14 protein-coding genes and 1 tRNA gene are annotated in these 14452 nt (G+C 40.5%); 4 read left to right on the top strand and 11 right to left on the bottom strand.

The window, feature by feature from the left end:
• Nucleotides 1–178: 178 nt before the first annotated feature.
• The 3 genes from BM176_RS09315 to BM176_RS09305 all read left to right on the top strand — a co-directional run bounded on the left by BM176_RS09315 (nucleotide 179) and on the right by BM176_RS09305 (nucleotide 3223).
• Nucleotides 179–1024 (top strand): alpha/beta hydrolase, encoded by an 846-nt coding sequence (locus BM176_RS09315; RefSeq protein ID WP_177230354.1) that lies wholly within the window; start codon nucleotides 179–181, stop codon nucleotides 1022–1024.
• Nucleotides 1025–1029: 5 nt separating this feature from the next.
• On the top strand, nucleotides 1030–1923 hold the full coding sequence (locus BM176_RS09310; protein WP_143097761.1) for a hypothetical protein: 894 nt from the start codon (nucleotides 1030–1032) through the stop codon (nucleotides 1921–1923).
• Between the two features lie 508 nt (nucleotides 1924–2431).
• Nucleotides 2432–3223, top strand: coding sequence for a LamG domain-containing protein (locus tag BM176_RS09305; RefSeq protein WP_090102119.1), 792 nt, complete (start codon nucleotides 2432–2434; stop codon nucleotides 3221–3223).
• Nucleotides 3224–3324: 101 nt separating this feature from the next.
• Here BM176_RS09305 and BM176_RS09300 read toward each other — a convergent pair whose 3' ends face one another.
• From BM176_RS09300 to BM176_RS09260, 9 genes are all read right to left on the bottom strand, one after another.
• Complete coding sequence (locus tag BM176_RS09300; protein ID WP_090102117.1) at nucleotides 3325–4278, bottom strand: hypothetical protein; 954 nt, start codon at nucleotides 4276–4278, stop codon at nucleotides 3325–3327.
• Between the two features lie 56 nt (nucleotides 4279–4334).
• Nucleotides 4335–4874, bottom strand: a complete 540-nt coding sequence (locus BM176_RS09295; protein ID WP_090102115.1) for a D-glycero-alpha-D-manno-heptose-1,7-bisphosphate 7-phosphatase — start codon at nucleotides 4872–4874, stop codon at nucleotides 4335–4337.
• Nucleotides 4875–4883: 9 nt separating this feature from the next.
• Complete coding sequence (locus tag BM176_RS09290) at nucleotides 4884–5582, bottom strand: nucleotidyltransferase family protein (protein WP_090102113.1); 699 nt, start codon at nucleotides 5580–5582, stop codon at nucleotides 4884–4886.
• On the bottom strand, nucleotides 5579–6154 hold the full coding sequence (locus tag BM176_RS09285; RefSeq protein WP_090102111.1) for a D-sedoheptulose-7-phosphate isomerase: 576 nt from the start codon (nucleotides 6152–6154) through the stop codon (nucleotides 5579–5581). Before BM176_RS09285 ends, BM176_RS09290 begins: the two co-directional genes overlap by 4 nt.
• A gap of 13 nt (nucleotides 6155–6167) precedes the next feature.
• Nucleotides 6168–7187, bottom strand: a complete 1020-nt coding sequence (locus BM176_RS09280; RefSeq protein ID WP_090102109.1) for a GHMP family kinase ATP-binding protein — start codon at nucleotides 7185–7187, stop codon at nucleotides 6168–6170.
• A gap of 86 nt (nucleotides 7188–7273) precedes the next feature.
• Nucleotides 7274–8407 carry a glycosyltransferase gene (locus BM176_RS09275; protein WP_090102107.1) on the bottom strand — a complete coding sequence of 378 codons (1134 nt, stop codon included), beginning with the start codon at nucleotides 8405–8407 and terminating at the stop codon, nucleotides 7274–7276.
• 6 nt (nucleotides 8408–8413) lie between these two features.
• Nucleotides 8414–9361, bottom strand: coding sequence for a glycosyltransferase family 2 protein (locus tag BM176_RS09270; RefSeq protein ID WP_090102105.1), 948 nt, complete (start codon nucleotides 9359–9361; stop codon nucleotides 8414–8416).
• Nucleotides 9362–9376: 15 nt separating this feature from the next.
• Nucleotides 9377–9907 carry a DUF4199 domain-containing protein gene (locus tag BM176_RS09265; protein WP_090102101.1) on the bottom strand — a complete coding sequence of 177 codons (531 nt, stop codon included), beginning with the start codon at nucleotides 9905–9907 and terminating at the stop codon, nucleotides 9377–9379.
• A gap of 15 nt (nucleotides 9908–9922) precedes the next feature.
• On the bottom strand, nucleotides 9923–11182 hold the full coding sequence (locus tag BM176_RS09260; RefSeq protein ID WP_090102099.1) for a dihydroorotase: 1260 nt from the start codon (nucleotides 11180–11182) through the stop codon (nucleotides 9923–9925).
• A gap of 167 nt (nucleotides 11183–11349) precedes the next feature.
• Between BM176_RS09260 and BM176_RS09250 the strand changes: the two genes are divergently transcribed.
• Nucleotides 11350–11423: transfer RNA gene (locus BM176_RS09250), tRNA-Pro, on the top strand.
• A 116-nt stretch (nucleotides 11424–11539) separates the two neighbouring features.
• On the opposite strand, the gene BM176_RS09245 is transcribed toward BM176_RS09250, so the two are convergent.
• Both BM176_RS09245 and BM176_RS09240 read right to left on the bottom strand, forming a co-directional pair.
• Nucleotides 11540–12430, bottom strand: coding sequence for a winged helix-turn-helix domain-containing protein (locus tag BM176_RS09245; RefSeq protein WP_090102095.1), 891 nt, complete (start codon nucleotides 12428–12430; stop codon nucleotides 11540–11542).
• A gap of 462 nt (nucleotides 12431–12892) precedes the next feature.
• Nucleotides 12893–14338 (bottom strand): serine hydrolase domain-containing protein, encoded by a 1446-nt coding sequence (locus BM176_RS09240; protein ID WP_090102093.1) that lies wholly within the window; start codon nucleotides 14336–14338, stop codon nucleotides 12893–12895.
• Nucleotides 14339–14452: the final 114 nt, after the last annotated feature.

Genomic DNA, 14452 nt, shown 5'->3' with positions numbered 1-14452 from the left:
ACAAATTATTATCAATCAATAAATTAAAGCTAATCCATTGTCCGGCAAATGCCTGTGCGATCGGGGTGAAGTACTCAATCTTAAGGGAGCACTATGAAGAATGTCTGAATTTGGCTAAATTTAAAAAAATGAGATAAGCATGTTTTGCAATTCCCTTAAAATACGTTTAATACCCCTTTTGTTTATTACTTTACAATCAAAGGCACAGAAGAAAACATTATATGAACATACAGCCAGTGATGTAGTGACAATTTCTTCCAGGGTATTAAATGAAGATCGTAAGGTTTATATTCATTATCCAAAGGTTGACTCTGCAAATTTGAATAAACGATTTCCTGTATTGTATTTAATGGACGGAGAAAGCCATTTTGATATGCTTTCTCAATATGTGGATTATCTTAGCCGCTGGGATGTAAATGTAATACCGGAAATGATAGTAGTAGGCATCACTAATACCAAAAGAACGAGAGACCTGACACCAACACAAAGTATCATTAATTATTTTGGACAACCTGATACGGCTACTGTTTCCTGGATGAAACCAAGCGGTGGCGGCGAACAGTTTTTGCGATTCATAAAAGAGGAATTAATGCCGTATGTTGAATTGAATTATAAAACTCAAGGCTTTAATATCTTTGCAGGACATTCCTTTGGTGGTATTGCTTCTATTTATTGTATGCTTACTCATCCTGAAATGTTTAATGCCTATATTGCTCTCAGTCCTTCTTTATGGTGGGATAAAGAATATGTGCTGAAGTTGACGGATAAAAATTTAGTAAAAGCATCGGTTTTAAACAAAAAGATATTTTATAGTGATGCAAGCGAAGGAGTCGCAGACTCAAGCTCTTACCATACCAATTTGTTGAAATTCGATACATTACTGACAAAGAAAGAACTAAAAGGTCTTGAGTATAAATACAAATATTATCCTGTTGAAACTCATATGACTGTCCCAATAGTTGCCTATTACGATGCGTTGCGTTTTATTTATAAAGATTGGGAAAATTCTGCTAAAAAACCATGAACTCTATGCTGAAAAGAAACATCACTATACTTTTAATTTTAATCTCTGGCGTAAAACTTTTTGCACAGAAGTTAATTCTTGACGGTGGGATATACGTTGAAAAACCAGATTATTCAAGTACCGAAAAACATAGATATTCCAATGACAATATTTCCTATAAACGTAAAATGACTTTCATTTTCGACTATTATTATATTGACAATTCAGGAGTAAAAAAGAAGTTTCTGTTAAGTAAAAACGAAGCAACAATTGGGAATCCGCTTAATCTTGTCGATTATCAGAATTCAACAGATAGCACCATAGATAAGATAAAACTTGTGATAACGGATTCTGTAGAAACATTTCCAAATTATGATTCAACGTACACACAAACCGTAATGAGTTATGCTTACATTGTAAAGAATAAAAAGGTAAGTGATTCTCTTTGTGAATGTTTTGAAAAAAGGGGAGAGGCCAACCGTCAGTTTTTGTGTAGTGGTGTAAGTACCGGGGTTATTGACAACTATAAAAATTTATGGATGCACCCACCCAGGCAATTCACTTTTAAAATTTTACAGTTAAATCCATTTCCTTTTTATTACCTGGATGAATCTGTTAATCATTGGTCATGGGAGTTAGAAACAGGGGGAGCATATTTAGACCCTCGCTGGATAAATAGTAAAGAAAAAGTAAAAATCAACTACGATTATGTGAGGCAAAATGACGAAACTATTAACAGTCCTTTGGGTAAGATAAAATGTAAAGTAACAAACGGAACAGGAACATCAGAATTTGGCAATACTACTATGAAAACATATCTAAAAAGCTATTATCATCCAAAGTATGGTTTCGTAAGACTTGAATACATAAACATCAACGGAACAAAAATTGTAATTCAACTAACAGATATAGAAAGTTAGCTCAAAGCCCTCAATATTTTACATCCATGATCGTCTCCGATTTCTTCAATTGTCCATGTTGATTATGAATGGATTCAATTGAATGACGGTATTAACCTGGCAGGTCATGAGTGCTTCCACGGAATAAGTATGGAATAAGTATGGAATAAGTATGGAATAAGTATGGGATAAGTATGGGATAAGTATGGGATAAGTATGGGATAAGTATGGGATAAGTATGGGATAAGTATGGGATAAGTATGGGATAAGTATGTGTCAGTTCCTGGTATTGGTTTACAATGGAATAGGATTACAGAAAAAGTATTTGTTTGTATACTTAAAATCAGTAGATTAGTATTACTGCAATCGATTGATATATACATGTAACAACATGCAATTGATGGCTTTATTTCCATATAATCATAACAGAAGTTTTAGGAAGAGTCAAACTGTAACCCTTAACTAGCATATACCCCAATCTATTTTATTCAAATCACGCGTTATTGTTAAACTTATCAATCAAGACAAAATGAAAACCCTTACAAAAAGCAATGATTCTTATCATATGCTATGGCTGCTAAAACCACTGCTGGTACTTTTGGGAGTTGCTTCCTTTACCAGTGGATGTAATAAAGAAGATAAAGCATTGCAGGAACTAGCTGGAACAACGGCTGTGGCTGAAAATGCTATTATCAACAAAAATGAAGTATCCATAATGTCCGCGCTGGGCAGTGGATGGGTAGAATATTCTCCTACAAAAAAAATTCACCTGGATAATGCGGATGGTTTACAGATTTTCAGCTGGACTTCCTATAAATCAGTTGGAAGTCCCATTTGTGCTGATTACGATTACAGTAGCGGAGTTGAGACTTTCCGGATTGTAAATAATAATTCCAACCGTTCAGAAATACGGTTGCAGAATGATTATAGTCAGGGTAGCAGGCAGTTCGAAGGTTATGTTACCTTTTATTCTCCTTTAAATGATGAATCTCTGATGCAGATTTTCGGCAGTACGTCGGGAGCCACGCAATTAATGATTCGTGGATATGCTGATGACGGCGGATCTATCAAGGCAGCTGGCCAGACATTAGCTACTAATATCTACGGCAAGGAAGTGCATATAAACGTTATCCATTTACAGGAAGATAAAGGTAACAGAATTAAAATCTATATTAATGGTGTGAAGAAAGTAGATATTGCTGATGATGAAGCCGTCTCTAATTATATGAAGTATGGAAATTATGGTACATTAAAAACCGGAGCGGCTACTGTAAAATGGAGGAATGTGAAAGTATATAGGGATGGTACGGCTCCTTCCTGATTGAGTTCCCTGTGCTAGAAAGGTTGAAGCCTGTATTCTGCAATACAGGCTTTTTTTAATATCTATTTCAAATAGATTGATTTAAAAGTAGTTTATAGTAATCAGTTCTTCTTTTTAGCTTTCTCCAGTTGCTCCGCATTGATATCTTCAGCTGTTTGTGGTTTCATCATATTCTTGCGGCGTTGATCCAGTGGTTGTTGCACAGGGAATTTTCCCAGTGGCAGTGCATCATGGAAAACCTTATCGATATGCATCCATTTCCCTGCTTTCCATTTAAACCCTTCATAATCAAGATCCGGCACAAAGGTGGACGGTTTGCTTTTTTGATTGGTTTCTGATATCAGGTGATCATACACAATCATATCCATTTCCTTATTATAGCTAAGACTGATGGTCGCATCCTTTTTATATTCAAGTATAAATCGGTTGCGCACTGGCTTTGGTAAGGAATCTTCTGCAAAACTGAAAAAAGGACCTCCGAATACTGGTTCGCCATCTTTGAACATCAGGAGATCTATCAGTTTCTTCTGACTCCGGATATTATTTGGATCCCAGCCAAACAGTGTATAGAATTCAGTATTAAAGTAATGACGTTGTATTATTTTATAGTACAGGCATCCATACCAGCTTTTATTATTCGCAACGGTATCAGGATTCATATAGTCCGAATTATCGAACAGCGGAAAAAGTTTCAGCTTGCCATCATCGGTTTTCATTTGAATTGCACCATAATGATGGTAGAAGCTTGTTTCCAGCTCAAGACCCCAGGTAAAGATGCGGAAAGAGCTATCCTGCGGGTATTGAATGGAGATGGTGGATAATGAATCAAAACGGAAATAGAATGAGTTTGGTGTTTTTAGTGCCTGTACCAGCTTCGGTATAAAGTGATCATTTGCCTCTTGCCGGGCCTGCTCGTCTTTACCGCGGAGGATCATGCCAGACAGATATTGAAGGGAATCCTGCTGTTTAGCAATAACAGCTGCGTCCGCAGGACTGATACGTTGTGCATGCAGAAAAGCTGGTAATAACAATAATATGAAGCAGGCTCTGAGCATAATTTGATTTAAGATGAATATTGGCAGTCACCCTATTTACGTGATATAGAACAAATTTATTGTATGATACGCGAAAAATCCAATAAACTATTGCAACGCGCATCCATTAAAGGATGAGGAAATGGCTGATGTGGGTGTGTGGAAGGAATAAAAGCAGTAGTCATTCCCAGGTTTTTGCCGAAGTTCATATCACTCAATGTGTTACCTACTAAGATAGACCGGGAAAAGTCAATATCCGGGAAATCAGCTTTAGCCTGCAACCCCATGCCAATGTTAGGCTTACGGCAGGGGCTGTTACTGTCTATATCCGGGCAAAAATAAATCTTATCTATACGTCCGCCCTTTGCGGAAATCTCCTGTAACATCTTTTGGTGGATGGCTTTTAATCCTTCTTCGGTAAGCAGGCCACGTCCGATACAACGCTGATTGGTAACCATTACAATACGGCTGAACTTATCTGCCAGCAGTGGGAGAGCTTCCAGTACCCCATCAGCAAAACGGAACATATCCCAGCTCAGTACATATCCGCCTTTGATTTCATCATTAATTACTCCATCTCTATCCAGGAATAATGTCCAGGAATTATCTATATGCATAGTTTTCAATTAAGGCTGTCCCAGATCCACCTGCACCTTTTCATAGTCGGCCGGAATACCTATATCAATAAAATAAGTATCACTTATAAATCCGTACAACGAACCACTCTTTACCTGTGCTTCCAGCACTTCTTTTTCAAATGAAAATTTTTGAGGAAGTCCAAGGCTTTGCAGATACTCCATAGATGTAAGGTAGATTCCACCATTGATCAGTCCTTCGGCACAGAATTGCTTCTCCAGGAAAGCAGTAATCCGGGCCTTTTCATCCAGTTGTACACTGCCATAGCGTTCAAACTGCACCATCGGTTTTAAAGCCAGTGAAAGAGAGCTTTTATGCTGTTGGTGAAAGGAATAAAAATCAGCCAGGGGTACCTCAAAAAAGGTGTCTCCGTTTGTGATGAAGAATTCGTTTCCTTTAATTTGTGAGCGTGCGTGCAGAATTGCTCCGCCCGTACCCAAAGGTTCCGGTTCAATGGCAAATGAAATCTCCAGGGGAAGATTCGCCTCCCTGCACCAGTCAATCACCTGTTCTGCCTTATATCCCAGTGAAAGGACCACATGTGTGATTCCCTGGCGGTGCAGGTATTGCAGCAGGTAATATAGGAAAGGGTGATTACCTACTGGTGCCATACATTTGGGTTTGTCTGCCACTACGCTGCGCAGGCGGGTACCCAATCCGCCAGCCAGTACTATGCATTCCCTTATCATGGGAACAGGTTATTTTCTACTATTTCACAAATAATATGTCCGATAGTAATGTGTGATTCCTGGATTCTTGGTGTATCTGAAGAAGGTACATTCAGCAGATAATCGCTGTTATCTCTCATTTTTCCACCACTGAACCCTGTCATACTCACGATGATCATTCCTTTCTCTTTTGCTACTTTATAGGCCTCCAGAATATTCACTGAATTGCCCGATGTAGAAATACCTACCAGCACATCACCAGACTGGCCAATACCACGAAGGATCCGGGAATAGACCTGATCGTACCCATAGTCATTACCTACGGCAGTCATATAAGAGCTATTGCAGTGAAGTGCCTCCGCATACAGTGGAGTTCTGTCTTTATAAAAGCGGCCGGAAAATTCAGCTGCAAGATGTTGTGCATCAGCAGCACTTCCACCGTTTCCACAGAACAGGATTTTATGATTCTGCTGAAGGCTTGCAGTAATCACGTTTGCCACCTGCTGTATTGTACGTATAAGTGTTTCATCCTTACAGATGGCTTCTTTTACCGCAATACTTTCCCGGATAGTTTTTATAATATTATTTGTCATGAATAAACTTGTTTTAGATAGTCCACGTATTTAATCCGTGGTTTGTAAAATGGTAACGTTTCACCTGACCTCCGAATGTGGATAATGCATCTACTACTGCATAGCGTGTATTTTGCGGGCAATAGAAAATCATAAAGCCACCACCACCTGCACCGGAAATCTTACCACCTGTTGCGCCTGCACGTTTTGCCGCTTCATAAATATCGTCGAGGGAAGAGTTGGAGATCCCTTTTGCCATATTCTTTTTGTGCTGAAAACCATAATCCAGGATATCACCAATGCGATCAATAGTACCACGTAAAAGCGCTTCTTTCATCATTACCGCCTGTTCTTTGAGGTGGTGCATAGCTTCTATGGACGCTTCTTTTTTATCGTGTACATTTTTCTGTTGCTCGGAAATGATACTGCTGGATAAGCGGCTGGTAGAGGTGTAATAAAGTACCAGGTTATTTTCCAGTTCATAAAGGTATTTATCTTTAATTCTTAGCGGATTCACGATTACCTTATCACGATCATAGAATTCCATGAAGTTTACCCCACCAAAGGTAGCAGCATACTGGTCCTGTTTACCGCCAGCCTGTTGAAGGTCCTCTCTTTCAATTACATAAGCCAGGTGAGCTATATCGTATTCACCCAATGGCAGTTTTAACCACTCAGCAAAAGCACCTAAAACGGTCACTACAAGGGTTGAAGATGTTCCCAAACCGGAACCTGCCGGTGCATCTACAAAGGTAGTGAGTTTGAATCCGGAAGGGATGCCATAATCTTTTGCTACTCTGTTGATAACACCTTTCAGAATGTCCAGTTTACCATCCAGCGGAAGGGGGAAAGTGGCATCGCAGGTCAATTGTTCTTTTCTGTCGGCAGATTCAAAAATGACTTTATTTTCCTGCAGCGGTTCTATGGCTGCACGCGCATATAAAGAGATGGTGGCATTCAGAATGGCACCACCAAACATATCCGAGTAAGGGCTAACATCTGTTCCTCCTCCTGCCAGCCCTAGGCGTAAAGGTGCTTTGCTACGATAAATCACAGTATATCTGGTTTTATAAGAACGGCAAGATAAAACAATCCCCGGTTAGCGGGAACGAATTGTCTTAAAAAAAAGTTAAATGTATTCTAGTGCTTATCAGCGAGTTTGTAGATTTCGGTAGCCAGGTGATCCCAGGAGTACTTCTTTTTTTCGATATGGATAGCATCGATCATATCAGCCTCCCTGTTTCCTTTGTAAAACTTCTCAATAGCTGTAGCAATATCGGTAGGATCGGGGTTACATTGGAAGCCCACTATATTATCCGGTACCATTTCTATCAGTCCGCCTACCCGGGTTACCACCATAGGTTTTTCAAAATGATAAGCGATCTGTGAAATACCGCTTTGTGTAGCGTTCTTATAAGGCTGTACTACCAGGTCTGCCGCGCAGAAATAGTTCTTTACGTCATCGTTGGCAATAAAATCGGTATGCATCAGGATGCGATCGCCCAGTTGTAGTTTCTCCAGCAGTTGCTGGTAAGGAGCGGCATCCTCATAAAACTCACCAGCAACGATAAGACGTATGTCCATATTTTTAAGACGTTCATCAGCCATTGCCTGCATCAGGAGATCTAATCCTTTATATTGACGGATAAAGCCAAAGAACAGGATGTATTTCTTATCCTGCTGCAGTTGTAGCTTCTCTCTTGCCGCTGTTTTAGAGATGGGCGGACCATAATTATCATAAATAGGATGGGGGATGAGCGATACCGGTTTGTTAGGTTCAAACAGCTGCAGGTCATTCAGTACAGACTGACTCATAGCTATAAATGCATCTACCGGTTTCAGGAAGTATCTGGTAAATGGAACATCTCCCGGACGTTTTTCGTGGGGGATTACATTGTCCAGGATAGATACTACCCTTGTTGTTTTCCCTTTGCCAAGGCGTAATAAGCTACCCAGGGCAGGGCCCATTAGAGGAAGCCAGTATTTTGTGATGATCAGATCGGGTGCCATCCTGCGGATTTTGCGGCCGGTAACCAACCAGTTCAGCGGGTTTATAGAATTTATCATTCTGCGGATGCGCAGATTGGCAGGGGCCGGTTCTGTAGCAAACTGGCTTTTGCCCGGGAACAGAAATTTGGGATATTGAACTGTGAATGTCCAGATCTCCACATCTGCGGTCTTTTGTAATTCTTCCGCCAGTCTTTCGTTATATGCAGCCAAACCGCCCCGGTAGGGCCAGGATGGGCCAAGGATCAGGATTTTCTTTTTGCCCATCTTATATTATTTGGTTCGGTCTAATACTGTTTCCACCAGGTAGTCATTTCTTTCAGGAGCGTTCCTGGTGAGTAGTTCTCCAATGAAGCCAGTCAGGAACAGCTGGGAACCAATAATCATTGCCAGCAGAGCCAGGTAAAAGAGTGGACGGTCTGTCATATTATATTTATCGAACAGAATCTTTTCAATAGCAAGATCCACGGCTATTACAAACCCGAGAAAGAAGCACACGGTACCCAGGGCGCCGAAAAGGTGCATTGGCCGTTTACCGAACTTACCGATGAACATAATAGAAGCCAGATCCAGGAACCCATTAATGAAGCGTTCCAGACCGAATTTGGAAGTTCCGTATTTACGGGGGCGGTGTTCTACCACTTTCTCTCCGATGTTACGGAAACCGCTCCATTTAGCAATTACAGGAATGTAACGGTGCATTTCCCCATATACTTCAATGCTTTTTGCTACTTTTTTGCGGTATGATTTAAGTCCGCAGTTCATATCATGTAAAGACACACCACTCATTTTGGTGGTGGTCCAATTGTATAACTTGGAAGGTATATTTTTGGTGAGAGCACTGTCATACCGTTTCTTCTTCCATCCGCTTACGATATCGAAGCCATCTTCTTTTATCATACGGTAGAGTTCCGGTATTTCATCCGGACTGTCCTGCAGGTCAGCATCCATGGTGATCATCACCTGTCCCTGGGCGGCTTTGAAGCCTTCATTCAGGGCAGCGGATTTGCCATAGTTGCGCTGGAATTTAATACCCTTGATATTTGGATTAGCTTCAGACAGTTGTTGAATCACATTCCAGGAAGTATCTGTGCTACCATCATCTATCATCCATACTTCGTAGGAAAAGTTATTTTCCTTCATTACACGGTCTATCCATGCAGCAAGTTCTGGCAATGATTCTTCTTCGTTTTTTAAAGGAACGATAACGGAAATATCCATGATTAATAAATAATGTTATACTGTAGGTTTCTTTCGGATGCATACTGCTACTATTGCAGCCAGCACAAAATAGCGTATCAATAGTGAAAAATATGTTAATATGGCTTTACCGGGTCCCATATAGAAGTCCAGTTCTTTTATTCCGTCCATTTGTTCGTCAATCTGGTCCTGGGGCAGGCCGAAAGAGTGTGCTAACCTGTCAGTGGTTATCAGTGCATATTTTCTTGCCTGCTCATAAATGGTAGGATCAACATAATTATAGAAAACGTATGTGCAACCTGTAGCGAAAAGTCCTCCTATTACAAAAGTGAGGAAAACAGGTTTTAATGCCTGTTTAAATTCGATTTCTCCTTTTAGCCGGCGTTTCATTTCAAGTCCGGCCAGTACGCTAAAAAGAACAAATACAACTGCTATAACCAGACCAAGTACAAAACTGAAAAACAGTTCACGATCACTTTGCCAGAAGATTATATTCACAAGAACGGCTATCACACCGGCTATAACTCCCCACTTAATCCCAGGATTAAGAGATGATGCATTACTCATACTTCAGATGACGTTTTAAAGTTGGGTCAGGGCACCGTTAATGATTCCTTTTACGGTCCCCTTTAATTGAGCGCCAATATACGCCGAATTTTTGGACCTGCTTGCCAGGTGAGCCGCTGTAAGAGTCCATTCCTCTTGTGGATCGAAGAGGGTCAGGTTGGCAGCAGCACCTTCTGCCAAAGTATGAGCGGGAAGGTTAAATATTTCGCGAGGCCTGATGGAGAGCATATTGATCAGTTGTTCCAGGGGTACTTCCGGCAGGTATTTGCGGAGTATTCCGAAGCAGCTTTCCAGCCCTATCATACCATTTTTAGCATATTCAAATTCTACTTGTTTAGCATCCCAGTCCTGCGGCAGGTGGTGTGTTGCGAAGCAGTCGATCGTCCCGTTTTTCACAGCATCCTGCAGGGCTTTTACGTCATCAGCACTCCGTAGTGGCGGATTTACCTTCAAATGGGTATCATAACCTTCCAGTTCCGCATCGGTAAGCGACAAGTGGTAAGGGGTGACGGAGCAGGTAACTTTAAGGCCCTTCTCTTTCGCCCTGGCAATCAGTTCCACAGCTTTGCGGGTGCTGATACCGGTAAAGTGAATGCGGGAGTCGGTATATTGGGCGAGTTCGATATCGCGTTGAATTATAAGTTCTTCCGCCAGAGCTGGTTTGCCAGGCATTCCAAGTTGTGTGCTATAAATTCCTTCATGCATGAGGCCATGAGCGGAAATACTCAAGTCGTCCGGCAGTTGGATAATGGTCCCATCTATCGCTTTCACATATTGCAGTGCTTTTAACATCATGCCTGGTGACTGGAGCGGTTTTAATCCATCAGAGAATGCTACCGCGCCCGCCTGCTTCATTTCGTACATTTCTGCCAGTGAGGTTCCCTCCAGGTTCTTGGTAACAGCACCTATGGGTAGTACCTGTACCGCACTATTGCGTGTTTTGCTGATCACATATTCTATCTGCGGTTTGGTGTGCAGGGCAGGTTGTGTATTGGGAACTACCATTACGGTAGTAAATCCGCCTTTGGCTGCGGCAGCAACACCTGTAAGCAGATCTTCCTTATGTTCCTGTCCGGGATCGCAGAAGTGGGAGAAAATGTCTGTCCAACCCAGCGATACATGCAGGTTGTTGCCGGAGATCACCTGAGCCTGGGGGGCAGCAATATTGCTTCCTACCTGGCTTATGATGCCGTTTTCGATCAGAATGTCCTTCTGCTGCCCGTTATACGGGGAGGATGGTGCTGTGATTTGTACGTTTTTGAGTAGTATTTGCATGCTGAACTAACTGTGTCTATACCGTTCTTTAAAATGCCGGCAACAAAAGTAATAGAAATTCAGATTAAGGCGTGCGGATTAAGGATATTTGTTGGATTTAAAGTTTTGAAAAATCAATTTTATATTTACATTTGCATCCCGTCGTTAAAAAATGATGATACCGGTTTCGGGACGTAGCGCAGCCCGGTAGCGCGCTTGCATGGGGTGCAAGAGGTCGCTGGTTCGAATCCAGTCGTCCCGACAGAAACAAAAAAGGTTCACAGTCTAAACTGTGAACCTTTTTTGTTTTCCCATGGCTTAGAGAAAATCCCCGGAATTGAAATCTAATATGATCAGTTTTGGGCGAGAAGATTCTTCTTAAGAGCTGATTTCAAGCTTATAGCCTTTGCCACGTATAACAACAATTTTGCTATTCGGATCAGATTCCAGTTTTTTTCTAAGTTTTGATATGAACATATCCAGGCTACGCCCCACAATAACTCCTTCATCTTCCCAAATCTCTTTTTGTAGCCGGCTTCTCTCTATAGTCTCGTTAGGAGACAACGCGAAAATGAGCAGTAAACGTGTTTCAGTTCCAGTCAGGTCTATGGTCTTTTCATTTATTATCAGCTGCCGCTTCTCCGCATCAAACAAGACCGAGCCAAAAGTGAATGTCCTGGTACCCTGATCGTTAGGTAAGGCTCTCTGCGGCTTAACAGATCTCCAAAAAATAAAACCAACAAATGCTAAAAATGGCAGGCTGCCCAGAAGATATCTATTCTTTGCTGTATTTATGCCCGTCGGTTTGAATTTAACGTTGATCATGTAACATGCTCTGGGTTGCTCTCTTCCTATGCATGCTACAATATCATCTTTTGTATTTTTGGATATAGCGTATCCATAGACGACACTGGAGTTGCTACAGTTCAGAACGTTAACAACATAATCACATGCGAAGGGGTCTTTGGCCAACAAACGCCGGGTAGTATTCACCAGGGAGCCCGGTTGAAAAGTAAGATCATTCTCAAACCCGATTTGGTATTCATTTTCAGCGATCCTTTTTACCGGGAGCACCCTTGATGTATTGTCGCCCAACTGTAAGAGTAATTCATGTCCGATCCTGCGGAGCAAAACTTCCCTTCTGGCGATGTCAAAGTCGTCACTGCCGGTCATATTGAAAGCCGCGCAGATTACTGAGATAAACGAGAGTAATATAAATCCGCACAGGTACTTGCGTTTCCCGGAGAGGAGATTTCGGCCATCAGGCATAATATTGAGATTTATTTACAAAGTTTACATTTCTATTTACAATCCTAATCCCTCAAGCTCAAAGATATCAAAGTAATTTCGCTGCATCAAACTTTGATATGATATGAAAAATAAAGGAAACGTTTCTTTTGGCGGGGTGTGAGACAGACAAAGGGCAACTTACACTTTATATGACACACCTTTTTGCTTTGTAGAGAATTTTTGACAATAAATAAAATAAATTATGAAATACGCACAGATTTACCCTTTGTTCTTAATAATTGTTTTTTTCACTTCCTGTAAAGGACAAAGCTTTAGATGGGGTATATCGTTATGATGGAAGTACCATTACCAGCTTTAACAGTAAAAAGTGTTAGAAATAAATGTGTAGAGCAAGAAAGCAATCTGCTTCAAAACAGTCGGGGCTTGGCGCTACAGCAATGCATGAGCAGCGTGTTTGACAGGAATCTTTTTTGATAGTGCTTATTGTCTGTTCTCCAGTTTCTTTATTATTTCTGCAGCATTGCTATTACCTGGATCAAGTTTGAATGCCTTTTTATAACTTATCAATGCGCTTTCTTTATCGCCGGATTTTAAATATGCTTCACCCATACTGTCAAACGCATTCCCGGAATTAGGAAATAGCACCACATTAAATTTGAAAAGCACAATAGCATCATCTATTTTATTATTCCGGAGCAAATAATAACCAAGTGAATTACATTCTCTTTCACTAAAATAATAGTTGCTATCTTTTGCTTCGGATAGTGATTTGTAGTCAAGTATGGCTTGTTTCATTCCAACTTCTTTGGCTTTGCTTATTATCCAGTTCGCTCCTGAAATTTTAGGAATTGTGTATGGCATATTGTTCAGGATATTTGCAATCCCCTCACGAATGTTGCCTATGAGTTCATGACGAACATTACTTAAGAAGATAATGCTGTTATGTTTATTTACCTCCCTTTCAATATATGATCGAAAACCAGCAAAACCACCATCATGCTGAATAATTTTATCGTTTTCATCTCCACTTATAAACCACCCAAAACCATAGCCTTGTTTTCCATACACATTGCTTTCCCATTTATTTCCTCCTGGTGTAAATATTTCTGTTAATGATTGTTTTGAAATAATGGTTGGATTATAAAGCATCTGGTCCCATTTGTATAGATCTTCGACTGTTGATACTACAGACGCGGCGCCGCCTATATAAGTGCTGTAATTATATTCATCCCCAAAAAGATAATAACCTACTGCACGTTTTCGATTTTTAATTGTAGGGTCATCTACATATGTATTTTTCATCCCGCAAGGAATGAAAATATTAGCTCTTAAAAATGAATCCAGACTTTTCCCTGATATTTTTTCAATCAGCATCCCCAGTAAGCTATAATTGGCATTGCAATATTCGAATCTTGAACCGGGCACAAATCGTAATGACGTTTGTTTCCGTAGAATTTCGAATACATCGTTCTCCGTCATGTTAGGATAGTCGTCAAACAATGCAAGCCCTGAAGTATGCTGCAGCATATTAAGGATAGTTATTGTCTGATAACATTCCGGCAGCTCAGGGAAGTATTGACGAATAGATCGGTTGTACTCAATTTCCCCTTTTTCTTTTAACATTACAATGCCCATTGCAGTGAACTGCTTTGATATAGAGCCAACATAACATTGTGTTGTTGGTTTAAATTCTTCTTTTTCTTTTGTATCAGCAAACCCGAAGCCCTTCTTGTAAATTATTTTACCATGTTCTGCAACTAATACAGCACCCATAAACTGCCCTTGTTTGTATATATCAGTCATAAAGCTATCTACCTTTTTAGATTTGTTTGACGGATTAGAATCTGGAGTCTGGGCTTTAAGTAATAAAAAGCAAATAGAAAAAATAATTGAGAGAGTTGCGACTTTGAAGAAATTTCTAATCATAGTATATCAATAATTCATTGAAATGTAACTGACAGGATTTGGTGAGAATGTACGCAAAGAGAATGCCGGACAACCAAATGACTGATTTGTAGTATGTTGGTAGTATTGTGGGTA

It is taken from the genome of Chitinophaga sp. CF118 (assembly GCF_900112615.1).
GTDB lineage: Bacteria > Bacteroidota > Bacteroidia > Chitinophagales > Chitinophagaceae > Chitinophaga.
The sequence above is the reverse complement of the archived record's forward strand: the minus strand, read 5'-3'. Positions and strand labels throughout refer to the sequence as shown.